Here is a 23,339-nt window from a genome sequence, read left to right as displayed (position 1 = left end):
GATAACTCGCCTTGCCGGCAGTCGGCTCCGCAGGCCAGGGACTCCCGGGCTATTTTTCCGGGTTCTTCGGACTCCACAGCACCGTTTCTGCATCCTTTTCATAGGCCATGCCATTGGGATAGCTGATCGCTTCCAACTGCAAGCCCCAAGGGGCCTGGAAGTAAAGGATGGCCTGGCCGGCGGCGGGGCCTTCGGTAACCGGCAGCGGTCCCATTCGCGTCTTGACGCCCTTGCCGTCAAGATAGGCTTTTGCGGCGGCGATGTCGTCGACATAGAAGGCGATATGGAAGCCGCCTATGTCGCTGTTGCGAGGCGTCAGGTCCTTCTGGTCCGGCGCGGTGTATTTGAACAGCTCGATGTTCGACCCGTGTCCGCAGCGGACTAGGGTGATCTCCTCGATCACCGCCTTGGGATCGACGCCCAGCAGATCCTGCATGAATGTGCCCTTGTCGTCGGCGAACGGGCCGAACGACATCGCCTTCTTGCAGCCAACCACTTCGGTGAAGAAATCGACCGCCTGCTGCATGTCGGGGACGGTGACGCCGGTGTGGTCGTGGCCACGCATGCCGGGTATGGACTGGCGCAAGCGGTGCCGATGCTTCCCAGCACGGTGGCTGCAAGCGTCGCATATCGGATCGCATTCTTCATATCAGTCATCCTCCATAGCAGACATTTTGCCGGGCGCACGCCCGAGGCCCGCTCTTCGGCGTGCGAATAGGATTGTGCTTCATGCCGGCGCCTTTGGGGCGGGAAGCAGCCAGGCGTCATCGATCTCGGGCAGGGGAATGGCGGCGAGGAGGTCGCGCGTGTAGGCCTGCCGCGGGTGCTCGAACAAAGTATCCGTCGCGCTGGCTTCGACGATCGCGCCTTCGCGCATGACGATCACTTGTCGGCAGAGCCTCCGGATCACCGACAGATCGTGGCTGATAAAGGCAACGGTCAGGCCCATTTCGGCGGCGAGTTTTTCCAGCAACGTCAGGATCTGCGCCTGGGTCGACACGTCGAGGCCGGAGACGATTTCGTCGGCCAGCACGAATTTCGGCGACAGCGCCAGTGCGCGGGCAATGCCGACGCGCTGGCGCTGGCCGCCCGACACTTCGTGACGGTAGCGGCCGGCAAAGCTCTGCGGCAGGCCGACGCGCTGCAGCGCCTCCGCGACGCGTGCCTTGAGATTGTCGCCAAGCCCGTTCTGCTTGAGGGGTGCTGCAATGATGCTGAAGATGGTGCGGCGCGGGTTGAGCGACGACATCGGATCCTGGAAGATCATCTGCAGATTGCGGCGCAGCGGCCGGAGCTCGGCCTCAGGCAGATGTGTGATGTCGCGGCCGTCGAACATGACGTTGCCGGCACTGGGCTCCAGCAGGCGCACCAAGGCACGGCCGAGCGTCGATTTGCCGGAGCCGGATTCGCCGACGATGCCGGTCACCGATCCCCTTGGCAGGTCGAAATCCAGGCCTTTCAGGATCTCGGCCAGCGGCGCCCGGCCGATCAGCGGTTTGCGCGTCATGTCGGGCAACGCAACCTTCAACCCGCGCACGGAAAACAGCGGCTCAACCATGCGGTCGCCTCCATGCCTGGTCGGCGGCGGCGATCTCCGCGGCCAGCCCGGCCAGCACCTTGTCGTCGACCGGCTTCAGCGAGGCGAACGGATCGGTGTAGCGCGGCGTCGCCGCCATCAGCGCCAGCGTATAAGGGTGCTGGGGTGCGGCGAACAGCGCTGCGGTATCGGCCTCTTCCACCACCTTGCCAGCATAGAGCACCGAAACTTTCTGGCTGATCTTGGCAACCACACCGAGATCGTGAGTAACGAACAGGATCGCCGTGCCGTGCTCGCGCTGTAATTGCGCGATCAGCCGCAAGATCTGTTTCTGCACGGTCACGTCGAGCGCGGTCGTCGGCTCGTCGGCGACGATCAGCCTTGGTTCGGCTGCAAACGCCGCGGCGATTAGCACGCGCTGCCGCATGCCGCCGGACAGCTCGTGCGGATAGCATTTGAGCACGCGCTCGGGGTCGCGGATCTGCACCTCGTCCAGCAATTGGCGGATGCGTGCATCGGCCTTCTCACCGCTCCAGCCGAGGATGCGCACCAGCCGGTCGGTCATTTGCGGGCCGATGCGCCGTGACGGATTGAGCGCCGTCAGCGGGTCTTGCGGGATCAGCGCCGTGCGCGCGCCGATCAGGGTGCGCCTTGCCTTGGGTGCCAGCCGGCCCAGATCCTCGCCTTCGAGCAGCATATTGCCTTCGACGATGCGCACGCTCGGTGGCAGCACGCCGAGCACGGCCTTGCCGATCATTGTCTTGCCGGCGCCGCTCTCGCCGACCAGCGCGCGGACTTCTCCGGGCTCGACGGCGAGCGACACCGAGCGCAGCACGCGCAAGCCATTAGGCAGCACCGCGCTAAGGTTGCGTATGTCCAGGCAGGGTTTCGCAGGCGCGTTCATCGCAGCACCGGATCGAAACGCGCCCTGAGGCCCTCGCCGAACTGGCTGAACGACAGCACCGTCAGGATCAGCGTGACCAGCGGGAACACCAGCACCCACCAGGCCTGATGGATCGACAGGCGGCCCTCGGCGATGATGCCGCCCCAGGTCGGGTCGTCTGTCGAGATCGACAGATTGACGAAGGACAGGATCGCCTCGACGATGACGGCAATGCCCATCTCCAGCGACAGCAGCGCCACGATCGACGGCACCACATTGGGCAGCACCTCGCGCAGCATGATGCCGATGCGGCCATAGCCGGCGATGCGGGCGTTCTCGACATAGTCCATGCGCGACTGACCCATGGTCTCGGCGCGGATCACCCGGCAGAAGCGCGTCCAGTCGATGACGGCGATGGCGATGATGACCGAGCTCAAGCCGGTGCCGAGCACGGCGACCAGAAGGATGGCAAACAGCACCGGCGGAAACGCCATCCAGACATCGACGATACGCGAGATGATGCGGTCGGCCCAGCCGCCGAAATAGCCGGCGATCAGGCCGAGCGTCGAGCCGACCAGGCAGGCGGCAAAGGCCGCCGCGAAGGCGACGATGAAGGCGATGCGCGCACCGAAGATCAGCCGTGACAACAGATCGCGACCGAGGCTGTCGGTGCCGAGCCAGTAGCCGGGCTCGGCACCGCCCAGCCAGAACGGCGGCAGGCGCTCCAGCATCAAATCCTGCGCCAGTGGGTCCTGCGGTGCGACCAGCGGCGCAAAAATTGCGGCCAACAGCGCAATCAGCAGCCAGCCGCCGGCCAGCCACAGGCGGGCGCGCGAGCCATGTCTTGAAATGCGGGCCTCATCCATGGCGCAGCCTCGGATTGAGCAACGCGTACATCATGTCGACGGCAAGGTTGATCAGCACGAACAACAGCGCGAAGACCAGCACGATGCCCTGGATCAGCGGCAGGTCGCGATTGATGACGGCATCGATCGCCATATTGCCGAGACCTTCATAGGAAAACAGCCGTTCGACGATGACCGTGCCGCCGATCAGGAAGGTAAACTGCACGCCGACCAGAGTGAGCGTCGGCAGCGCCGCGTTCTTCAACGCCTCGCGCAGGATGACCTGCGTTTCCGAAAAGCCCTTTACCCGCGCCAGCACGACATAGTCGAGGTCGAGCACTTCCTTCAGCGACTGTTTCAGCAGCTGCGAGATGATCGCGGCCAGCGGCAGCGCCAGCGCGATCGCCGGCATCAGCATGTGTGCCAGCAGGTCCCTGGTCAGGTCGAAGCGCAGTCGCACGATGCTTTCGAACAGATAGAATTGCGTGGCGAAGGGCAGGTCGAGTTGCGGCGACACTCGGCCGGAAATGTCGAACACCGGCACCAGCACGCCGAACAACAAGATCAGCACCAGACCCCACAGGAAATCGGGAATTGAGAGCGCCGCACCACTGGCAATGTCGATGCCGGCCTCGACCGCGGTGCCGCGCTCGCGCGCGCCGAGGATCGCCATCGTGCCGCCGATCGCCACCGCCATCACAAGCGCGACGGAGGCGAGCTCCAGCGTCGCCGGGAGGCGATTGAAGACCAGCCCCAGCACATCCTGCCGCAGTGAGATCGACGTGCCGAAATCGCCTCTGACTACGCCGGACAGCCAGATGAAGAATTGCTGGACGATCGTCTTGTCCAGCCCGTACAGCGCGCGCAGCCGCGCGATGTCGGCATCGGTGGCGCCGGGCGGCAGCATCATCGCGATCGGATCGCCGGGGGCGACGCGGATGACGATAAAGACGACGACGGCCACGCCGAACAGCGTGATCGCCATCGTCAGAAGACGGATCAGGAATCTTTGCAGCAGCATGGTCGCCTGTATGCCTGGCGGAAAAGGCGCGCCGTCGTTGCAGACGGCGCGCGTTAGTCCCGGGCCGATCTCAGGCCGGGCTCATCAGCGCCGGCAACAGCGCGCCCGACACATGCTGCACGACATTGACGCCCTTGGCATGCACGATCGGCTGCGCATACTGGATCAGCGGCAGCACATAGGCCTGCTCGGCGATGTATTTGTCGACGGCCTTCCAGCCGGCGATGCGCTTGGCCTCGTCCTTCTCGCCCCATAGCGGGTTTATCATGTCGATCAAGTCCTGGCTGTCCCACACCGAATGCGGGCTCGGGCCATACATGGCAAAGCCGGTCGAAGTGGTGGGGTCGCCGATGGCGTTGCCCCAATTGTAGAAGGCTGCCGGCGCCAGCTTGTCGGCGGCGCGCAGCTCGTAGTGCTTGGCGATTTCGTAGACCTCGATCGTCGCCTCGATGCCGACCTTGCGCCACATGCCGACGATCGCCTGGATCATCTCGTAATCCTTGGGCTTGAAGCCCTTGGTCGTCTGGATCGTGAACTTGACCGGCTTTTCCGGCGAATAGCCGGAGGCGGCCAGCAATTCCTTGGCCTTTTCCGGGTTATGTTCGACCTTGATCGACGCATCGTAGGCAGCGTATTCCGGCGTCTCCAGCGTACCGATCGGCTGGCCGTAGCCGCGCAACAGCCGGTCGACCAGCAGCTTCTTGTCGACCGCCATCACCGCCGCCTGGCGCACGTTCTTGTCCAGCATCACATCGATGTCGTTGAAAAAGATCATGCCGATGTCGGAAACGTTCTTGCACGAGCCGGCAAGCCCGTCCTTGGCGATCAGGCGGTCATATTCCTCATAGGGGATTTCGAGCGTCACCTGCGAGGAACCGGACTCGATCTCGGCGACGCGGCTCGCCGCATCGGTGACGAACTTGATGGTCACGTTTTTGAAGGCCGGCTTGCCACCCCAATAGTTAGGGTTGGCCTTGAGCCGCAGGAAGGCGTTGCGCTCGAATTTGTCGACCATATAGGGCCCGGTGCCGATCGGAGCCTTCTCAAAACCCTCGGCGCCGACCTTCTCGTAATAGGCTTTCGGCATGATGTAGCCGGTCAGGAACGACATCCATTTGAAATACACCGGGTCGAATTGGACGACATCGCCGGTGATCTTGTTGCCGTCGATCTTGAAGTTGTTGACGTTCTTCCAGACGAACTGGATCGGGTTGCCGGTCTTCTCGTCGCCCGCCCGCTGCAGCGACCAGACCACGTCTTCGGCCGTAAATGGCGAGCCGTCATGCCAGGTGACGCCCTCGCGCACCGTCATCGTGATCTTGCTGCGATCTTCGTTCCAGCCCCATTCGGTGAGCAGGCCGGGCGCGAAGGAAAGGTCCGGCTTCTGCGGGATGAACTGGTCGAACACCGATTGGTAAAGGCCCTGGATGGTCGGGTTGACTGCCGAAGGCCCGGTGGTCGGGTCCCAGGACGGCAGGTTGACATTGTAGGCGATGGTCAGTTCGCCGGCTGCCTTGGCTTGTTGCGGCAGGCCGAGCGCCGTGGCGCCAAGTGCGGCCGCGCCATATCCGAGCAATTCTCGTCTGTTGATTGTCATGGTCGTTCCCCTGTTGCTTTTATGCGCGGTGTCGTTGTCAATCGGTGGGTTCAGGCTCCTTGGGCAACCGCGCCTTGTCCTCCTTCACCCTAGATGAAAAATGGACCCTACCTCCCGCCAAGCTGTTGCGCGAGCATGAAGCCCGAGCCCGCACCGGTGCCGGCGCCCGGCCATGTTGCCGCCCCGGTCAGATGCAGATTGCCGACCGGCGTGTTCCAGCCGGCGTAGCCGCGCGCCGGCCGGAACAGGAAATTCTGCGCCAGATGATGGCTGCCGCAGATCTGGTCGCCGCCGACAAGGTTGGGGTTCTCGCGTTCGAGGTCGATGGGCGAGAACACGGCGCGGCCGAGGATCTTCCGGCGAAGGCCGGGCGCATAGCGCTCGATAATGTCGAGGACGCGCTCGGCGTAGTGCTCCCTAGCCTCGTCCCAGTGAGCCGCCGCGATCGCGCCCGCCGCATCGCTCACAATCTCGGCCGGCAGCATGCGCACCTGCACCCACAGCACATGCTTGCCGTCCGGCGCACGCGAGGGATCGACCGCGGTCGGCTGACCGACGACCAGCACCGGTTCATCCGGCAGCATGCCGGACATCGCCTGCTGATAGGTTCGCGACATGGCATCAAGCGACGGCGACAGATGCACATAGGCGAACTGCCGAAGCTCGGCGCCGGCGCGCCAGTCCGGCAGATCGTCGAGCGCCAGATGGATCATCATCGTCCCCGGCGCCTGGCGAAAGTTTTTCATGGCCGTGTCGAAAACGGCGTCGCGCGAACCGTCGGGCAACAGCTTCCCAGTCAGCGCCTTGGGCGCGACACTGGCGATGACGGCCCTGGTGGCGGTGTGGATCTCGCCGGAAGCGAGCCGCACGCCGGTCGCCTTGCCGGCGGACACCGTGATTTCGGCGACGTCAGCCCCAGTGACGATCTTGCCGCCGGCCGCCGTGAGCATGCCCGACAAAGCGCGGATGATGGTGTCGGCGCCGCCCTTGCCGAGCACCATGCCGAAGCACTGGTTGGCCATGGATTCGAGGTAAGGAAACACCGCGCCGCCGGCGATGTCGGGGGCGAAGTCGAGATGCATGCCCCAGGTGGCGAGCGTCGCCCTGACATGCGGCGACTGGAAAGTCTCCTCGAGCCACGCGCGGGGTGAGGAAAGCAGCAGCCGCCCGGTATCGAGCGCGCCGGCAAAACCCTTCTTGCGCCACAGGTTCCAGGCAGTGCCGGCGAGCGCTCGAGCGCTCATCGGCGAGCCCAGCAGCCGGAACAGATGCTCGGCCTCGGCCGGGAATGCCGCAACCAAGCGGCGCCATGTGGCGACGTCGATTGCGGAGAAGGCGGCCATTCGTGCAGCGGTCGTTTCCAGATCGCTGCTGACACCGAACCAGCGGCCGTCGGGGAACGCACTGGCAAAACAGTCGGCCACCGGCACGAATTCCAACCCGTGGGTTTTCAATTCATTTGCATATTTCTTGTGAAAGGCCGAGCCGGCAAAAAGGCTCAGATTCATCGCGCCGAAATCGTGCCGGAAACCCGGCAGCGTGAATTCGCGCGTCTGGACGGCGCCGCCGATCGTTGCGTTGCGTTCGAAAACCGCTGTTTTCCAGCCTTTGAGCGCCAGATGCGCGGCGCATGCCAGACTGTTGTGGCCTGCCCCGACAAATATGGCGTCGAACTCGCTCACATCCCACCCAACCCATTTCCTTTATGCTTAAAGATAATTGCAGATGCATATGTTTTCGTCTAGTAGGATATTAAGGGCCGCAACGAGCCTTCAGAGCCATCCAAGAAGAGGGAACAGAGACCATGGACACGCAACAACTCCTCGGCGAAGTCGCCGGCCAGCTTCTTTCAGGCGCCATCCAGGTGGTCGACCTGACGGCGCCGCTCGGGCCGAACACGCCGCTGATCAAGCTGCCGCCGGAACTGGCGGTCGACACGCCGAAGATCGAGATCCATGCCATCTCCGCCTATGACAAGAACGGACCTTGGTGGGCGTGGAACTGGCTGAAGCTCGGCGAGCATTCGGGCACGCATTTCGACGCGCCCAATCACTGGATCACCGGCAAGGATTATCCGGACGGCGCCACCGACACCATTCCGGCGCAGAATTTTGTCGGACCCGTCAATGTCATCGACTGTTCGAAGCAAGCGGCCGCCGATCACGATTTCCTGCTCACCGTCGACCATATCAAGGCGTGGGAAGCCGAGCACGGGGCTATCAACCCCGGCGAATGGGTGGTGATGCGCACCGACTGGTACAAGCGCAACGGCTCGGAAGCCGAGTTCCTCAACGCCAATGAGACCGGTCCTCACACGCCCGGCCCGACCGCGGAAGCCATCCAGTATCTGATCGGCAAGGACATCAAGGGCTGGGGCAGCGAGACGATCGGCACCGATGCCGGCAAGGCCGGCGGCATGGAGCCGCCATTCCCGGCGCACAGCCTGATGCACAAGGCCAATCGCTACGGCCTCGCCAGCCTGTGCAACCTCGACCGGCTGCCGCCGAAAGGCGCGATCCTGATCGCCGCACCACTCAAAATCGAGCACGGCACCGGCAGCCCGATCCGCGCGTTGGCGTTGGTGCCAAGGCAATAGGGTAGCTGCGGTCTTCGGGAGAAGATCATGTGCGCAGGCAGCGTTGTAGTGACGAATTGGGAGCGGCAGCCTTGCAAAGCTGGGGCTCTACGGCGCCCCCCTCTGTCCTGCCGGACATCTCCCCCACTTGGGGGGAGATTGGCAGTTTCGGCGCCCCGCTCATTCCTGCGACGTTGGAGAGTGGCGAAGGCCGCGGTGACAGCCGATCTCCCCCCAAGTGGGGGAGATGTCCGGCAGGACAGAGGGGGGCGCGAAGGAACGCCAACCCGCGCAAATGAATTCCACCTTCCGCTCACCGGGAGCACGCATCGATGAGCGCTCCTGATCACATCATCGTCGGCAGCGGCATCAACGCGCTGGTCTGCGCCGCGATGCTTGGCGGCAAGGGGGCGAAGGTGCTGGTGCTCGAGCGCAACGACCGCATCGGCGGCTGCATGCGCACAGAAGAAATCACCGCGCCCGGCTTCATCCACGACGTGATGGCGACGACCTTCGTTCTGTTCATCACCTCGCCGGCCTATGCGGCGCTGGGCAAGGATCTGGCGCGGCACGGGCTGGAGTTCTGCAACACCTCCACGCCGACCGGCGTGCTGCGTCCGGATGGCAGCCATGCCATCCTGCGCACCGATCGCGCCGCCAATGTCGCGGCGGCCAATGCGCTTGCCGCGGGCGACGGCGACCGGCACGGCAGCGATGTCGGCGAGATCGAGCGCAATGCCGGCCTCCTGTTCGGGCTGCTCGGCGGCAGCCTGTGGTCTTACCCGACGGCAAAGCTGCTGGCGGGCGAGGCATGGCGGCGCGGCCCGCGTGGCCTTGCCGCCTTTGTCGGCGACGCGCTGGTGCCGGCGCGCGGCTGGCTGGAAAGCACCTACCAGTCGGAAACCATGCGCGCGCTGTGGGCGCCCTGGGTGCTGCATGCCGGCCTCGGGCCCGAAGATGCGTTTTCGGGACAGATCGCCAAGGTCATCGCCTTCGCGCTTGAGGCGGCCGGCGCGCCGATCGTCAAGGGCGGTGCCAGGAACCTGCTGTCCGCCTTCGAAGCCCTGATCAGGGAACGTGGCGGCGAAATCCGCACCGGCGCCGACGTCGCGGCCATCGTCCAGAGCGGAGGCCGTGCAACCGGCGTGCGGCTGGCTTCCGGCGAGATCGTGACCGCCAAGAAGAGCGTGATCTGCTCGGTCACGCCGACCCAGCTTTACGACCGGCTGCTCGGCAGGGATGCTGCAAAGGACGACGCCGAAGCAGCGCAAAAATACCTCTACGGCAAGGGCAATTTCCAGATCCACTATGCCTTGGACAAGCCGCCGGCATGGCGCGGCGAGGGCCTGGACAAGGTCGCGCTGCTGCATCTGACACCCGGGCTCGACGGCGTGTCGAAGGCCTGCAACGAGGCCGTGCGCGGTATGTTGCCGGAGGTGCCGACCATCTGCGTTGGCCAGCCGCATGCGCTCGACCCGTCGCGCTGTCCGGACGGCAAGGCGATCCTGTGGCTGCAATTGCCCGAGGCGCCACGGCATATCAAGGGCGATGCCGCCGGCAAACTGCAGACACCAGCGGACGGCCGCTGGACCGAGGCGCTGCGCGAAGCCTATGCCGACCGCGCCGAAGCGATCCTCGCCAGTCATATCGAAGGATTCAAGGACAGCGTCATCGCACGCCGCGCCTATTCGCCGGCCGATTTGGGAGCGATGAACATCAACTTGGTCGGCGGCGATCCCTATGGCGGCTCCTCGGCTATCGACCAGTCGTTCTTGTGGCGGCCGTTCAAGACGAGCCGCAATCACGATACCGGCGTCAAGGGCCTCTACCATATCGGCGCCTCGACCCATCCGGGTGCTGGCTTGGGCGGCGGCTCCGGCTTCCTCCTGGCGGGGAGGCTGTGATGGAACAGAAGGTTGTGCGCCAGCGCATCTCGACACTGGGCCAGATCGGCCTGCAGCAATTCGCGCCCTATCTGATGAACCGCATCATGGGCCGCTACAATGCCACCTTGCGAGATAATTTCCGCAAGCAGGGCCTGACCATTCCGCAGGTGAGGACGCTGGCCGTCCTGTCGGTCACCGATGGCGTCACCGTCAACGATCTGTCGGTCTATACCGTCATCGAGCAGTCGACCTTGAGCCGTACGCTCGACACGCTGGAGGGACAAGGGTTTGTGCGGCGCGAGCAGGGGGTTACCGACAGCCGTATCCGCCATGTGTTCCTGACCGACGATGGCCGCGCCGAATTCGCGCGCGCCTGGCCGGCCATGCACGACGCTTTCGAGACGATGTTCGACGACATCGACGATGCCGAATACGCGGCGCTGATCGCGACGCTGCAAAAGATGCTGAAGAACATTCGCAAGCACGACATCTGATCTTACGCGCCGCCAGATTCCTGGCGGCAACGGAAGGAGCCCAAAATGGCCGAACGGTCTTTTGCCAAGGAAGTCGAAAAGCTCAGACTCGGCGCCGGCGAGGAGTTTTCCGGCGAGGGCATTCTGGCCATCACCAAGGCGCTGCTGCAATGCGGCGTCGGTTATGTCGGCGGCTATCAGGGCGCGCCGATCAGCCATTTGATGGACGTGCTGGCCGACGCGCAGGATATCCTGGGCGAGCTTGGCGTGCATTTCGAGGCAAGCGCCTCGGAAGCCACCGCGACCGCCATGCTGGCGGCATCGGTGCACTATCCGATCCGCGGCGCGGCGACCTTCAAGTCGACGGTCGGCACCAATGTCGCGTCCGACGCGCTGGCCAACCTGGCGTCCGGCGGCGTCACCGGCGGCGCACTGATCATCGTCGGCGAGGATTACGGCGAAGGCTCCTCGATCATGCAGGAACGCAGCCACGCCTTCGCCATGAAAAGCCAGGTCTGGCTGCTCGACCCGCGACCGAACCTGCCGTCGATCGTCAAGGCGGTAGAGGACGGCTTCGAGCTGTCGGAAATATCCAACACGCCGGTCATGCTGCAGGTCCGTATACGCTGCTGCCATGTGCACGGCCATTTCATCGCCAAGGACAACAAGCGCCCGGCGATGACGGTGGCGGATGCGCTCGAGGCGCCGCGCCGCGACACCGGCCGCATCGTGCTGCCGCCCGCGTCCTTCCTGCACGAGAAGGAGAAGGTGCAGAAACGCTGGCCGGCGGCGGTGGATTTCATCCGCGCCAACAAGATCAACGAATTCTTCGGCCCGGAGCACGGCGCGGTCGGCATCGTCATGCAGGGCGGCATGTACAATTCCGTCATCCGGGCGCTGCAGCGGCTCGGCCTCGCCGACACCTATGGCGACACCGACGTGCCGCTCTATGTGCTGAACGCCGTCTATCCGCTGGTCGATGACGAGTTCCTTTCCTTCTGCGAGGGCAAGGAAGCCGTGCTCGTCGTCGAGGAAGGCCAGCCCAACTACATCGAACAGGCCTTTGCCGCGATGCTGCACAAGGCCGGGCGCGGCACCAAGCTCGTCGGCAAGGAACATCTGCCGATGGCCGGCGAATACACCGGCCAGGTGATGCTCGACGGCATCGGATCATTCCTGCGCGCCACCATCCCGCATCTGCTGCCAAGCGAGGTCCGCGCCCCGAACAAGATCGGCGACGGGCTCGATACCGCCGACCTGATCAATGTCGTCCCGGGCCGTCCGCCCGGCTTCTGCGTCGGCTGCCCGGAACGGCCGATCTTCGCCGCGACCAAGCTGGTCGAACAGGAGTTGGGCAAGCACCACATCGCCTCCGACATTGGCTGCCACCTGTTCTCGATCATGCCGCCCTTCGAGCTCGGCGCCACCACCATGGGCTACGGGCTTGGGCCGGCCTCGGCCTCGGCGTTCAATTCGCCCGATGCCAGGCGCCGCTCGATCTCCTTCGTCGGCGATGGCGGCTTCTGGCACAACGGCCTGACCTCATCGATCGGCAATGCGGTGTTCAACAAGAATGACGGCGTCATCGTCATCGTCGACAATTTCTATTCGGCCGCGACCGGAGGACAGGACATCCTGTCGTCCCGCGCCGGCAACAAGACGAAGTCGACCAAGCATCCGATCACCGAGGCGGTGAAGGGGATGGGCGTCAAATGGCTGCGCCACATCGACCGCACCTACGACGTAACCAAGATGCAAGACGCGCTGCGCGAAGCGCTGACGACGGACGAAAAGGGCCCAAAAGTCATCGTCGCCTCGTCCGAATGCATGCTCAACCGGCAGCGCCGCGAAAAGCCTCTGGTCGACAAGGCGATCAAGGGCGGTAAGCGGACGGTCAAGCCGAAATTCGGCGTCGACGAGGATATCTGCACTGGCGATCACGCCTGTATGCGGCTTTCCGGCTGCCCGTCGCTATCGGTGAAGTCGCTGGACGACCCGCTGCGCGACGATCCGGTCGCGCATATCGACGAGAGCTGCGTCGGCTGTGGCAATTGCGGCGAGGTTGCCGACGCGGCGGTGCTCTGCCCGTCCTTTTACCGCGCCGACGTGGTGCACAATCCGAGCCGCCGGGACCGTTTCCTGGAAGCGGCGCGCCGCGCCATGATCGGCCTCTTGCAGCGGCGCCGTGAAAGCCGGCGCCTGACATTCGCCGATGCTTGACGCTGTCCCATCAGCCCGTTCCAAGGCCGGCGCGCCGGACGACGAGCGCGTCATCAAGCTTGCCGTGCTGGCGGTCGGCGGCCAGGGCGGCGGCGTGCTGGCCGACTGGATCACCGACGTCGCCGAGCGCAACGGCTATGTCGCGCAGTCAACCTCGGTTGCCGGTGTCGCCCAGCGCACCGGCGCAACCATCTACTATGTCGAAATGTGCCGCGACACCGGCCGGCTGCCGGTCTTCGCGCTGTCGCCGTCGCAGGGCGACGTCGATATATTGATCGCCGCCGAACTGATGGAGGCCGGCCGCGCCATCATCCGCGGCTTCGTCACGCCGGAGCGCACAACGGTGATCGCCTCGTCGCACCGCATCGCCGCGGTCTCGGAGAAGATCGAGCCTGGCGACGGCCGCGCCTCGTCCTCCAAGGTGCATGCCACGGCGGAAGCCGCGGCCAAGCGCTTCATCGCCTTCGACATGGAGAAGATCGCCGCCGACAACGGCTCGATGATCTCGGCCAGCCTGCTCGGCGCGCTGGCCGGCTCCGATGCCTTGCCGTTCACACGCGAGAGCTATGAGCAGGCGGTCAGTGCCGGCGGCCGCGGTGTGAAGGCCAGCCTCGCCGCCTTCGGCGCCGCCTACGATCGGGCGCGCGGCATCGCGAGTGCGCCTTCGGGCGACAAGACTGAACAGCCGGCGGCCGCTGAAACCGGCTCGGGCGCGGCGACAGAAGTCAGCGGCCCGGAAAGGCTGTTGAAGGGCTGGCAACAATTGGCGGCGCGCGTCGCTGCGCTGCCTGTGCCACTGCACGACATGGCGCTTCGCGGTCTGAAAAAGGTTGTCGACTATCAGGACATCGCCTATGGCGGCGAGTATCTCGACCGGCTAGACCGGGCCGTCGTCCTGGACAATGCCGAACATGACTACGCGCTGTCGATCGCCGCGGCAAAGCATTTGGCCAATGCGATGTGCTACGACGACATGATCCGCGTCGCCGACCTGAAGACGCGCTCGAGCCGCGACCGACGCGTACGCCGCGAGGTCGGCGTCAAGGACGGCTCGGTCCTGCAGGTGACCGAATATTTCCATCCGCGCATTGAGGAATTCTGCGGCACGCTGCCGGCCGGGCTCGGCAGCTACATCGAAAGCCGGCCGAAGCTCGCCGCCTTCCTCGACCGCCGCATCAATCGCGGCCGCCACATCCGCACCGACAGTTTTGCCGGCTTTGCCGCATTGTGGTTCATCGGCGGCCTGCGCCGCTGGCGCCGCCGCCTGCTGCGCCACAAGGTCGAGACCGCGCATCTCGAGCGCTGGTATGCGCTGGCTCTCGGCCAAGTCAGAGAAGACTATGCGCTGGCCGTCGAGATCCTCAACTCCCGCCGGCTGATCAAGGGTTACAGCGACACCCACGCCCGCGCGCAGTCGAAATTCGACCGGGTGCTGTCGGCGCTCGACCTGCTCAAGGGCCGCCCGGACGCCGCCGACTGGATCAGGCGCCTGCGCGAAGCCGCGCTGAAGGACGAGAAGGGCGACATGCTTGACGGCGCGCTGAAAACCGTGGCGTCGCTGGGTGACACCTCGCCGAGCTGAGGCGCTCGTTCAACCCCGGCTGCAACTCAGTCTGTTGCCCATGTCGCCTTCGACGCGGCAGTCTGCAGGGCAATTCTGAGGCCAATGATCTCGGCGATCGCAGCCTCCAGCACCAGGACGATCGTTTCCTTTGCCACATCATCGAAATTTTCGGCGACATAGCTCAGGTCGCTTAGGACATCGTCTTCCTCTTCCATGATTTTCACCCCCTGTTGAACGTCAGGCCGGAACGGCCGACGATGAGATAGGCTTTGGGCTGGATCGCTGGAACGCGTTTCTTTCACGCTATCATCACGGAAGTGAGGCTATCCAGCCCGCTTCGCTAGGTCTTGTCGCCGCCTTGGTTGTCTGCCTGTTTTGTAGTCTTCATGCCTATGGCAGCAGCAAACATATCGGCTCCGGGACAAAATAACGCCCGCTTCCCAAGGGTGATTTGCCAAATCGCCGCGGTCATGTGAGGTCATGTGAAATGAGCGTGTTGCACTCATTGCCTACTGTTGTACCTTCAATGTTCTGGAGGCGCGGGTTTGATGCTGCTTGAGCGAGAGGACCCACTTGGAACTTTGTTGGCCGCGGCCGAGAGAGCTGCTGCCGGACATGGCGGGACCGTGCTGGTGCATGGCGAGGCGGGCCTAGGCAAGACCTCTCTGCTGCGCGAATTCGCGGAAAACGCCGACCGGGACTGCCGGGTGCTGTGGGGCTGGTGCGAGGCGCTCTTCACGCCGCGTCCATTGGGCCCTCTCCAGGACATGGCGCACTTGCTCGACCCGCGCGTGGCAGCGCTGCTTGAGGAGACCGCAGCCCCGGAGCGGCTTTTCCCGGCATTGCTGAACGCGCTGCAGCGCGCCAAGGGCACGACCGTGCTCATCTTCGAGGACATGCATTGGGCGGATAATGCGACGCTCGACCTCGTAAGATATCTCGGTCGCCGCGTCTCCCTGCTCCGCACCATGCTGGTGCTCAGCATGCGCAGAGAGGACTTGAACGCCGATCACCCGCTGACCCACGTGCTCGGCGATCTTCCCGCCGCCTCCGTACGCCGCGTGACGCTTAAACCGCTGTCTCCCCAGGCGGTTACGATGCTGGCCGAACAGGCCGGCCGTTCCGCCGACGGGCTTTACCGCATTACTGAGGGCAATCCCTTCTTCGTTACCGAGCTCCTGTCCAGCAGCGAGACCGAATCGGCGCGCGTGCCCGATTCCATACGCGACGCGGTGTGGTCCCGCCTGTCGCGCCTGACGCCTGGAGAGCGCGACGTGCTGGAGGTCATGAGCATCATGCCGGGCAGCGTTGAGCCGTGGCTGATCCGGGCCCTTCTCGGGGACGAGACCGAAGCGCTCGTGGATCGATGCGTCGACCGTGGATTGCTGCGGCGGGACGATCAGGGCGCGCTGACATTTCGCCACGAGCTTGCTAGGGAAGCGACGCTCGACCGGCTCTCCCCCTCTCTGCAACGTTTGCTTCATTCCAAGGTCGAAGCGGCACTCTCGGAAGTTCCGGCGTCGCAGGCAAGCGCTCTGCTTTCGCGCCGCGTCCATCACGCCGGCGGCGCCGACAATGGCGAACGCGTGCTCGAACTCGCGCCACTTGCCGCCAGGCAGGCCGCCCGCCTGGGCGCGCACCGGGAGGCGGCCTCGCATCTGGCGACCGCACTCAGATATGTCGACCAAGCCCCGCCGGAACTGGCCGCGCAGTTGCACGAGGACTGGGCCTACGAGGCCGGCCTGGCGCTGCTTGTCTATGACGCCATCATCGAGGCCCGGCATCGCGCCATCGCTATCTGGCGGCAGCTGGACCGGGTCGACAAGATAGGGCTCAATTTGCGCTGGCTGTCGCGGCTGCACTGGCGGCGCGGCGAAGGTCCGCAGGCGGAAGAGTATGCGGACCAGGCCGTGCATGAAGTGGAAAGGCTGCCGCCGGGTCCCGAAGTGGCAATGGCCTACAGCACACGCTCGCAGCTCCACATGCTGCACTATCGTTTCGACGAGGCGATCGAATGGGGCGAGCGCGCGATCAGCCTGGCCGATCGGCTGGGTGAGGTCGAGACGCGCGTTCACGCCCTCAACAATGTCGGCACCGCGCTCATGTTCGCCGACCGTCCCGGCGGCCGTGAGCGGCTGGAGGAAAGCCTTGCCCTGGCGCTCGAGCACGGGCTCCACGACCATGCGGCGCGGGCCTATACGAACTTTGCGGAATGCGCGGTGGTGGCCAAGGACTTCGAGCTGGCGGAGCGGCTGCTGGCCGAAGGCATCGCATTCTGCACCAGGCACGACCTCGATTCGGCGGCGCAATACCTGCTCGGCCGGCAGGCGCAGCTTTGCATGGAACAGGGCCGGTTTCGCGAGGCCGCAACCATCGCTCAGGGCGTCATGAATGTGGAGCGCCTGCCGATGGTGATGCACTTGCCGGCGCTCACCGTGCTTGGCACGGTCCGCGTAAGGCTGGGCGAGACCGACGGCGTCGACCTTTTGCAGCAGGCCCTTGCGGAGGGGCAGACGACCGGCGAGCCGCAGCGTATCGTCCCGGTTCGCCTGGCGCTGACGGAGGCGGCCTGGCTTGCCGAGGATATCGGCGCCGGCCACGCGCAGCTTACCGAGCTGGCGGCCATGAACCTCGACAATTTCCGCCCCAGGGACCTTGGCGAATTGTCGGTCTGGTGGCGTCGATGCGGAATGCCCGGATCGCTGCCGGCGCTATCGGCGCCTATACCGTCGCCCTGGTCCGCCGAGCTTGTCGGCGACCCGCAGGCCGCCGCGGCGGAGTGGACGCGTTTCTCGCTGCCCTACGAGGCAGCACTTGCCCTCATGCAGGTTCGTGGGGCGGATGCCGGAACGGCGCTCGCTCGCGCCGTGGCGATGCTGGACGAGATCGACGCGCCCGCGGCCGCAGCGCTGGCGCGCAAGCTCGCGCAGCGTCAGGGCCTGTCAGGCCTGCTGCCGAAGGTGCAGCGCGGACCCTATGCGGCGGCCCGTCGCCATCCGCTCGGCCTGACACAGCACGAGCAGAAGGTGCTCGCCCTGATCGCCCAGGGCATCAGCAACAAGGAAGTCGCGCGACATTTGTCGCGCTCGCCCCGCACGATCGAGCATCACGTCTCCTCGCTGCTCGGCAAGCTCAACGCCGCAAACCGCATGGAAATCCTCCTGCGGCTGCGCGGCGAGCCGTGGCTCCTGACCGGCACCCATCCGTTGGAACCGCACCAGACGGGACCATGATTCCAGCCGATTCTGTCGGGATGGAACAGGCTCTGGGTAGTTCCCGCCGCGAAATTTCCGCGAAAACTGGGAAATCGACCGCCTAAAAATGGGTGGCGGTACCGATTTGCATGCCCGCCGCTCCGCGTAGGCTTCTGCTCGCAGCGTGGATGGACCTCCCAACACCACGACGCCTTCACGATCCGGGGGCGAAGGCGGGCAACGGCGGCGGTGCGGGGAACCGCCGCCGGCGTCCGGCGGCTGGGGCGCGACGGGAATTCCTCGCCGCTCTGTGATCGACGCAACGAACGGGAGGCTGCAATGTCAAATTCGCTTCTGCCGTCGACGGCCATGCTGCAATTCCTGGCGGCATATACGGTGATCATGATCACACCAGGCCCGATCGGGCTCGCGACCGGCAGCCTTGCCTCCCTGCACGGCTTTGGCAGGACGATTCCGCTCGTGGCCGGGATCGGCGCCGGAACCGCCGTGCTGGCGGTCCTGGTGGCGTTTGGCGCTGTTCATCTTTCCGGGTCGCTGTCGGTGCCGGCGGTCAAGATCGCCGGTGCGGCGGTCCTTGGCTGGATGGCCCTGCGCATCGCCAGAACGGCGCCGCCGGCCGCCGGCGACGAGCCTCAGAGACGGCAGGCCGGATTGTTTGCCGGCGGGTTTCTCATCAGCATTCTCTCGCCTGAAACCGCCACTTTCTTTTGCCGTCGCCTTCATGGGGCTGATGCTGCCGATCCGGAATTCGAACGAGATGCTGATGGTCGCGGCCATCGTCGCCATCATCGACATAGGCTGGTACGGATTTCTGGCCGTCGCCCTTTCGCGTCCGGTCGTGCGCGCTGCCGCGATGCGGCATCATCGGGTCATCTGCCGGGCGGCGGGGGTCGTGCTGGCAATGCTCGCGCTCGTCTCGGCGGCGTCGGCCTTTCCACTCGGCTGAGCGCTGGTTGAAGGAGGCGCGCGGGATAGGTCGTTTGGTGCCGCTTGCGTGACTCGAACACGCGACCCCATCATTACGAATGATGTGCTCTACCAACTGAGCTAAAGCGGCCCGGGAAGCCGAGCTTCCAGGATGGGCTGGGTGATAGACGCAACCAGCGTTTAATTCAAGATGGTAGCGTTGAATTCAAGATGGCAGCCGCGAATTCAAGGACGAGGCTTGGCAAATCGTATCGGTCCCGGGCCGGGCGCAAGGGCAGCAGCCGCGCCGATCCGCCATAGGCCGTGCGACGCCGTTTCGCACGGCCGCCCCGACCGCCACGTTGCCGCCGTGACCGGAAAAGCAGCGAAAAATGTTGATTCCTTTACCGAAAACCGCCGAAATGAGCTTTGCACCCCTCGGCAAGGCAGAATGCGGCCGCTCGCTTGTTGATTGATTGGTCGCCTGCGGCTAACGATCATGACAATGTGAGTGAAATTGCAGAGGGAATTTGCTTGGACGCGATCGAAAAAGCGATCCGCAATGCCTTCGAGAAAGGCAATGCCGACGACCGGGCGTTTCGCGAGCGGGTCTATCGATCGGCTTTCGCGGCACTCGACCGTGCCCTGCAGGCCAATCCAAACGTCACCGTGGAGGTCGCCATCAAGCGCCGCAAGGCGGTCCAGGCCAAGATCACCGAAATCGAATCGGAATTCCTGCCGGCGGTTCCCGACGTCGCCGCGCCGACCGACAGTTTGGAGACAGCACCGGCGGTGGAGCCTCCAGCTGAAACCGAAACCGAAGCCGAGCCCGTGCCGTCGCCCGATGTCGTCGTTGACGGTCCGGCGCAGCCGCCCGAATCCGATGCGCCTCGGTCGCGCGTCCTGCCGGTCGTCCCCGACATCATGCCCGATGCACCTGTTGCCGAAGTGCCGGTGATCGACATGGGGGCCTCGGCTCCGACCGAAGCCGACGTCGAAACCGACGATGCGGAAGTGACGCCCGACCGCGACGACCGGCGGGCGAGGCGGCGGCGCCTGCCTTTGACCGCGATCTTCCTCGGTGTGACGCTGCTCGCAGCCGCCGGCATCGGCCTTTATTTCGCCAACCAGACCGGCGTCTTCAAATCGGCAACCGAACTCGACACGGCGCCGCCGGAAGTGCCGCCAACGGTCGACGGCGACGATTTCACGCCGGATGACACCGCTTCGCCGCCAAAGCAGGGCGAGGAGGACCAGGCGCGCGACTGGATCAACGTGTTTTCGCCGGGCGACCCGACGCAGGTCAATGCGCCGTCGGACGCCAAGGCCGACGTTGTCCAGGACGAAAGCGGTTCCTTCCTGCGCATCCGCTCGGGCGCATCCGGCTCGGCCATCAGCTTCGACGTCGGGCAAGGCGTGCTGGAGAGGATCGCCGGCAAGCATGCCACATTCGACATCATCGCACGCTCCGAGGAGGGGCAGGAGACGCAGATTTCCGTCGACTGCAATTTCGGCGAACTCGGCGACTGTGGCCGCAAGCGCTATGCGGTCGGTCGCGAGCGCAATGAATATCTGTTCGACGTGCGCCTTCCCGACAAGCGTCCGGGCGCTGCCGGCACCATCGCCATCAATTCCGACTTCGACAAGCAGGGCAAGTCGGTCGACATCTACGAGATCCGCGTTTCAGTCCTTCCTTAAGTTAACTGTCCAGCAGCGCCTGCAGCGTCTCGATGCGGTCGGCTTCGGCTGCCGGCTTGTCCCAGCGCAGTCGTGAAATGCGCGGAAAGCGCATGGCGACGCCCGATTTGTGCCGCGTCGAGCGGTTGAGCCCTTCGAATGCCACCTCGAGCACCAGGCCTTGTCTGCGGTCGGCACGCACCGAGCGGACCGGGCCAAAGCGCTCGATCGTGTTGTCGCGGACATATTTGTCGATCTGCCTCAGTTCTTCGTCGGTGAAGCCGAAATAGGCTTTCCCCACCGGCACCAGCTCTTCCGATCCTTCCGGCCCGGACCAGACGCCGAATGTGTAGTCGGAATAGAAGCTCGAGCGCTTGCCGTGGCCGCGCTGGGCATACATCAGCACGGCGTCGACGGTGTGCGGATCGCGCTTCCATTTGAACCAGGGGCCCTTCGGCCGCCCGGCCACATAAGGCGAATCCCAGCGCTTCAGCATGACGCCTTCGATGACCGGATGCAGCGGCTTGCGGCGCAATTCCTCCAGCGCCTGCCAGTTGGTGAATTCGACCAGCGGCGACAGATCGAAGCGGCTCGGATCGAGTGTCCTCACAAAGGCCTCGAGCCGGCCGCGCCGTTCGCGGAAGGGAAGTCCGCGCACATCCTCGTCGCCGATCTGCAGCGCATCGTAGCAGCGCATGAAGGCCGGGTATTGCTGCTGGATCTTGGGTGACACGCTCTTGCGGTTCAGCCGCTGCTGCAGGTCCGAGAACGTGCCCGTCGCCTGCCTGGGGTCACCGACCAGAAGCTCGCCATCGAGGGCGCCGGAAAAATCCATCGCCTCGGCAAGATCCGGAAAGGCGCCGGAAACGTCGTCACCGGTGCGCGAATAGAGCCGGCGAATGCCGCCTTCGCAAACTGCCTGGACGCGGATGCCGTCCCATTTCCATTCGGCCGCGTAGTCGGCCGGGTCGAGCTTTTCGAGGTCGCCGTCACCGACGGCATTCGACAGCATCACCGGCCTGAACAGCGCCAGCGCCGTTTTCCTGGGTTTTTCCGCCTTGCCCTCCAGCCAGGCGAACAGCGCCGTATAAGGCGGCGTCAGCCCGTGCCAGAGTTCCTCGATCTCAGCGATATCGACCTTGCCGAAATCGGCCAGCGCCTGCTTGGCCAGCCGCGCCGAGACGCCGATGCGCAGGCCGCCGGTGACTAGCTTTATGATGGCAAAGCGCGCCGAAGTGCTGGCGCTGTCGAGCAGCCGGGCCAGCACCTGCGGCCCGTCGGAACGGCTCGCCGCCTGCAGCTTCGCCACCACCTCGGCCAGCGTCGGCTCGTGGTTCGCAATGTCGACCGGCGCTTGCGGCCAGACCAGCGACACGGTCTCGGCCAGATCGCCGACATAATCGTAGGAATAGCCGAACAGCACCGGATCCATGCGCTCGACGACCAGCGTGCGCAGCATTGCCGGCTTGACCGCGGCGATCGACAGATCGCCGGTAATGGCCGCCAGCGCCAGCCCGCGATCCGGATCCTCGACGCCGCGGAAATAGTCGGTCAAAAGCGTCAGCTTGCCGTTGCGCGACGGCGTCAGCACCAGCCGGTCGAGAAGCTCGGCGAAGCGGTTCATGAGTGGAGCGCCAAGGGGCCAGCCTCGCGTTCTGTCGCGCCCCCCTCTGTCCTGCCGGACATCTCCCCCACTTGGGGGGAGATTGGCAGTTTCGTCGTTGCCGCCCGTCCTGCAACGTTAGTGGTTGGCGAAATCCGGCGCGACATCCAATCTCCCCCCAAGTGGGGGAGATGTCCGGCAGGACAAAGGGGGGCGGCGTAGAGCTCTGCGCAGGTGACCATCGAACCTCGCATCCTCAATCGCCCTCGTCCTCATAGCCAACCAGATGCAGCGGCTTGGCGGCGATGCCTTCGAGTTCGCACCAGCGCACCAGCGCCTCCTCGCGGCCATGCGTCACCCAGATTTCTTCGGCGCCGGTCTCCTTGATCGTCGCGATCAGCTCGTCCCAGTCGGAGTGATCGGAGATGATCAGCGGCAGCTCGACGCCGCCCTGCTTGGCGCGCTGGCGGATGCGCATCCAGCCTGAGGCGAAGCACGACATCGGATCGGGAAAACGCCGCGCCCAGCGATCGGCGAACGCGGATGGCGGGCCGACGACGATGGCGCCGGCAAAGTCGCGTTTCGCACCGCTCTCGACGGTCGCCGGTTCCAGTGTGCCGAGATCGATGTCCTGGCTCTGGTAGTATTCACTGAGCTTGGCCAGCGCGCCATGGATGTAGATCGGCTTTTCGTAGCCGGCATCGCGCAGCAGGCGCATGACGCGCTGCGCCTTGCCGAGCGCATAGGCGCCGACCAGATGCGTGCGCTCGGGAAACTGCTCGGTCGATTTCAGCAGCCGCGCGATCTCTTCGGTATCGGGCGGATGGCGGAACACCGGCAGGCCGAACGTCGCCTCGGTGATGAAGACGTCGCATTTGAGCGGCTCGAACGGCTCGCAGGTCGCGTCCTTCTGGCGTTTATAGTCGCCCGACGCGACGATGCATGTGCCCTGGTGCGCGACCTTGATCTGCGCCGAGCCCAGCACATGGCCGGCCGGGTGAAAGCTGACGGTGACGCCGTCGAGCGTAATCGTCTCGCCGAGCACGGCGGCTTGCGTCGTTCCAGCAAAACCTTCGCCGTGGCGCAGCCCCATGATGTCGAGCGTCTGCTGCGTCGCCATCACCGAGCGGTGGCCGGAGCGGGCATGGTCGGAATGGCCGTGCGTTATCAGCGCCCGGTTGACCGGCCGCACCGGGTCGATGAAGAAATCGCCGGGCGGGCAATACAGCCCTTCTGGCCGGGGATGAAGCAGGTCGCTGGCGCGCATGGCCCCAAGATAGGCGCTAATTCCGGCGCGGGAAGCCTGTTGTAAGTCACTGCTGACTCCAGCATAGAGC

The 23,339-nt window shown here is 64.9% G+C and carries 17 protein-coding genes, 1 tRNA gene and 2 pseudogenes; 9 read left to right on the top strand and 11 right to left on the bottom strand.

Annotation, left to right across the window (positions count from 1 at the left end):
- Window positions 1–49 precede the first annotated feature (49 nt).
- The 7 genes and pseudogenes from X760_RS0137315 to X760_RS47955 form a co-directional block, all read right to left on the bottom strand.
- Window positions 50–648 (bottom strand): annotated as a pseudogene (locus tag X760_RS0137315) (VOC family protein).
- Between the two features lie 79 nt (window positions 649–727).
- Window positions 728–1,558, bottom strand: coding sequence for an ATP-binding cassette domain-containing protein (locus X760_RS47980; protein ID WP_023717868.1), 831 nt, complete (start codon window positions 1,556–1,558; stop codon window positions 728–730).
- Complete coding sequence (locus X760_RS47975; RefSeq protein WP_031193635.1) at window positions 1,551–2,441, bottom strand: ABC transporter ATP-binding protein; 891 nt, start codon at window positions 2,439–2,441, stop codon at window positions 1,551–1,553. The genes X760_RS47980 and X760_RS47975 overlap by 8 nt, the downstream gene beginning before the upstream one ends.
- Entirely contained in the window at window positions 2,438–3,286 is an 849-nt protein-coding gene (locus tag X760_RS47970) for an ABC transporter permease (protein ID WP_023717866.1), read from the bottom strand. Before X760_RS47970 ends, X760_RS47975 begins: the two co-directional genes overlap by 4 nt.
- Complete coding sequence (locus X760_RS47965; protein WP_023717865.1) at window positions 3,279–4,286, bottom strand: ABC transporter permease; 1,008 nt, start codon at window positions 4,284–4,286, stop codon at window positions 3,279–3,281. The genes X760_RS47970 and X760_RS47965 overlap by 8 nt, the downstream gene beginning before the upstream one ends.
- A 70-nt stretch (window positions 4,287–4,356) precedes the next feature.
- Entirely contained in the window at window positions 4,357–5,883 is a 1,527-nt protein-coding gene (locus tag X760_RS47960; RefSeq protein WP_023717864.1) for an ABC transporter substrate-binding protein, read from the bottom strand.
- A gap of 107 nt (window positions 5,884–5,990) precedes the next feature.
- Window positions 5,991–7,565: an NAD(P)/FAD-dependent oxidoreductase gene (locus X760_RS47955; RefSeq protein WP_023717863.1), complete on the bottom strand. Its 1,575-nt coding sequence runs from the start codon at window positions 7,563–7,565 to the stop codon at window positions 5,991–5,993.
- Between the two features lie 122 nt (window positions 7,566–7,687).
- On the opposite strand from X760_RS47955, the gene X760_RS47950 reads away from it, so the two are divergent.
- The 5 genes from X760_RS47950 (at window position 7,688) to X760_RS47930 (ending at window position 14,619) form a co-directional block, all read left to right on the top strand.
- Window positions 7,688–8,479 (top strand): cyclase family protein, encoded by a 792-nt coding sequence (locus X760_RS47950; RefSeq protein WP_023717862.1) that lies wholly within the window; start codon window positions 7,688–7,690, stop codon window positions 8,477–8,479.
- A 311-nt stretch (window positions 8,480–8,790) separates the two neighbouring features.
- A complete protein-coding gene (locus X760_RS47945) occupies window positions 8,791–10,362 on the top strand; it encodes an NAD(P)/FAD-dependent oxidoreductase (protein WP_023717861.1) in 1,572 nt (523 codons plus the stop codon).
- Window positions 10,362–10,838 (top strand): MarR family transcriptional regulator, encoded by a 477-nt coding sequence (locus X760_RS47940; RefSeq protein ID WP_023717860.1) that lies wholly within the window; start codon window positions 10,362–10,364, stop codon window positions 10,836–10,838. Before X760_RS47945 ends, X760_RS47940 begins: the two co-directional genes overlap by 1 nt.
- Window positions 10,839–10,883: 45 nt before the next feature.
- Window positions 10,884–13,037 carry an indolepyruvate ferredoxin oxidoreductase subunit alpha gene (locus X760_RS47935; RefSeq protein ID WP_023717859.1) on the top strand — a complete coding sequence of 718 codons (2,154 nt, stop codon included), beginning with the start codon at window positions 10,884–10,886 and terminating at the stop codon, window positions 13,035–13,037.
- Window positions 13,030–14,619 carry an indolepyruvate oxidoreductase subunit beta family protein gene (locus tag X760_RS47930; RefSeq protein WP_023717858.1) on the top strand — a complete coding sequence of 530 codons (1,590 nt, stop codon included), beginning with the start codon at window positions 13,030–13,032 and terminating at the stop codon, window positions 14,617–14,619. Before X760_RS47935 ends, X760_RS47930 begins: the two co-directional genes overlap by 8 nt.
- Window positions 14,620–14,645: 26 nt before the next feature.
- Here X760_RS47930 and X760_RS76200 read toward each other — a convergent pair whose 3' ends face one another.
- Window positions 14,646–14,816, bottom strand: a complete 171-nt coding sequence (locus X760_RS76200) for a hypothetical protein (protein WP_023717857.1) — start codon at window positions 14,814–14,816, stop codon at window positions 14,646–14,648.
- A 333-nt stretch (window positions 14,817–15,149) separates the two neighbouring features.
- Here X760_RS76200 and X760_RS47925 point away from each other — a divergent pair, with 333 nt between their 5' ends.
- From X760_RS47925 to X760_RS77815, 3 genes and pseudogenes are all read left to right on the top strand, one after another.
- On the top strand, window positions 15,150–17,834 hold the full coding sequence (locus tag X760_RS47925) for a LuxR family transcriptional regulator (RefSeq protein WP_023717855.1): 2,685 nt from the start codon (window positions 15,150–15,152) through the stop codon (window positions 17,832–17,834).
- Window positions 17,835–18,134: 300 nt separating this feature from the next.
- Window positions 18,135–18,464 (top strand): annotated as a pseudogene (locus tag X760_RS77820) (LysE family transporter); the annotation flags it as partial.
- Between the two features lie 115 nt (window positions 18,465–18,579).
- Window positions 18,580–18,762: a hypothetical protein gene (locus tag X760_RS77815; RefSeq protein ID WP_245278540.1), complete on the top strand. Its 183-nt coding sequence runs from the start codon at window positions 18,580–18,582 to the stop codon at window positions 18,760–18,762.
- Between the two features lie 35 nt (window positions 18,763–18,797).
- Here X760_RS77815 and X760_RS47915 read toward each other — a convergent pair.
- A tRNA-Thr gene (locus X760_RS47915) sits at window positions 18,798–18,873 on the bottom strand.
- A 383-nt stretch (window positions 18,874–19,256) separates the two neighbouring features.
- Between X760_RS47915 and X760_RS47910 the strand changes: the two genes are divergently transcribed.
- Window positions 19,257–20,420, top strand: a complete 1,164-nt coding sequence (locus X760_RS47910) for a hypothetical protein (protein ID WP_023717852.1) — start codon at window positions 19,257–19,259, stop codon at window positions 20,418–20,420.
- Window position 20,421: 1 nt separating this feature from the next.
- On the opposite strand, the gene X760_RS47905 is transcribed toward X760_RS47910, so the two are convergent.
- Together X760_RS47905 and X760_RS47900 are read right to left on the bottom strand one after the other, a co-directional pair.
- The gene (locus tag X760_RS47905; protein ID WP_023717851.1) at window positions 20,422–22,023 is read right to left on the bottom strand and encodes a cisplatin damage response ATP-dependent DNA ligase; all 1,602 of its coding nucleotides are present in this window, start codon (window positions 22,021–22,023) and stop codon (window positions 20,422–20,424) included.
- Between the two features lie 235 nt (window positions 22,024–22,258).
- On the bottom strand, window positions 22,259–23,269 hold the full coding sequence (locus X760_RS47900) for a ligase-associated DNA damage response exonuclease (RefSeq protein WP_023717850.1): 1,011 nt from the start codon (window positions 23,267–23,269) through the stop codon (window positions 22,259–22,261).
- Window positions 23,270–23,339: the final 70 nt, after the last annotated feature.

The organism is Mesorhizobium sp. LSHC420B00 (assembly GCF_000503055.1).
In the GTDB taxonomy this organism is placed as follows: Bacteria; Pseudomonadota; Alphaproteobacteria; order Rhizobiales; family Rhizobiaceae; genus Mesorhizobium.
The sequence above is the reverse complement of the archived record's forward strand: the minus strand, read 5'-3'. Positions and strand labels throughout refer to the sequence as shown.

What these genes read in the sequence shown, in the direction of transcription:
- X760_RS47900 (WP_023717850.1), bottom strand. Translation starts at nt 23,269, where the DNA reads ATGCGCGCCAGCGACCTGCTTCATCCCCGGCCAGAAGGGCTGTATTGC.
- X760_RS47975 (WP_031193635.1), bottom strand. Translation starts at nt 2,441, where the DNA reads ATGAACGCGCCTGCGAAACCCTGCCTGGACATACGCAACCTTAGCGCG.
- X760_RS47935 (WP_023717859.1), top strand. Translation starts at nt 10,884, where the DNA reads ATGGCCGAACGGTCTTTTGCCAAGGAAGTCGAAAAGCTCAGACTCGGC.
- X760_RS47960 (WP_023717864.1), bottom strand. Translation starts at nt 5,883, where the DNA reads ATGACAATCAACAGACGAGAATTGCTCGGATATGGCGCGGCCGCACTT.
- X760_RS47950 (WP_023717862.1), top strand. Translation starts at nt 7,688, where the DNA reads ATGGACACGCAACAACTCCTCGGCGAAGTCGCCGGCCAGCTTCTTTCA.
- X760_RS47980 (WP_023717868.1), bottom strand. Translation starts at nt 1,558, where the DNA reads ATGGTTGAGCCGCTGTTTTCCGTGCGCGGGTTGAAGGTTGCGTTGCCC.
- X760_RS47925 (WP_023717855.1), top strand. Translation starts at nt 15,150, where the DNA reads ATGCTGCTTGAGCGAGAGGACCCACTTGGAACTTTGTTGGCCGCGGCC.
- X760_RS47905 (WP_023717851.1), bottom strand. Translation starts at nt 22,023, where the DNA reads ATGAACCGCTTCGCCGAGCTTCTCGACCGGCTGGTGCTGACGCCGTCG.
- X760_RS47940 (WP_023717860.1), top strand. Translation starts at nt 10,362, where the DNA reads ATGGAACAGAAGGTTGTGCGCCAGCGCATCTCGACACTGGGCCAGATC.
- X760_RS47930 (WP_023717858.1), top strand. Translation starts at nt 13,030, where the DNA reads ATGCTTGACGCTGTCCCATCAGCCCGTTCCAAGGCCGGCGCGCCGGAC.
- X760_RS47970 (WP_023717866.1), bottom strand. Translation starts at nt 3,286, where the DNA reads ATGGATGAGGCCCGCATTTCAAGACATGGCTCGCGCGCCCGCCTGTGG.
- X760_RS47945 (WP_023717861.1), top strand. Translation starts at nt 8,791, where the DNA reads ATGAGCGCTCCTGATCACATCATCGTCGGCAGCGGCATCAACGCGCTG.
- X760_RS47965 (WP_023717865.1), bottom strand. Translation starts at nt 4,286, where the DNA reads ATGCTGCTGCAAAGATTCCTGATCCGTCTTCTGACGATGGCGATCACG.
- X760_RS77815 (WP_245278540.1), top strand. Translation starts at nt 18,580, where the DNA reads ATGGTCGCGGCCATCGTCGCCATCATCGACATAGGCTGGTACGGATTT.
- X760_RS76200 (WP_023717857.1), bottom strand. Translation starts at nt 14,816, where the DNA reads ATGGAAGAGGAAGACGATGTCCTAAGCGACCTGAGCTATGTCGCCGAA.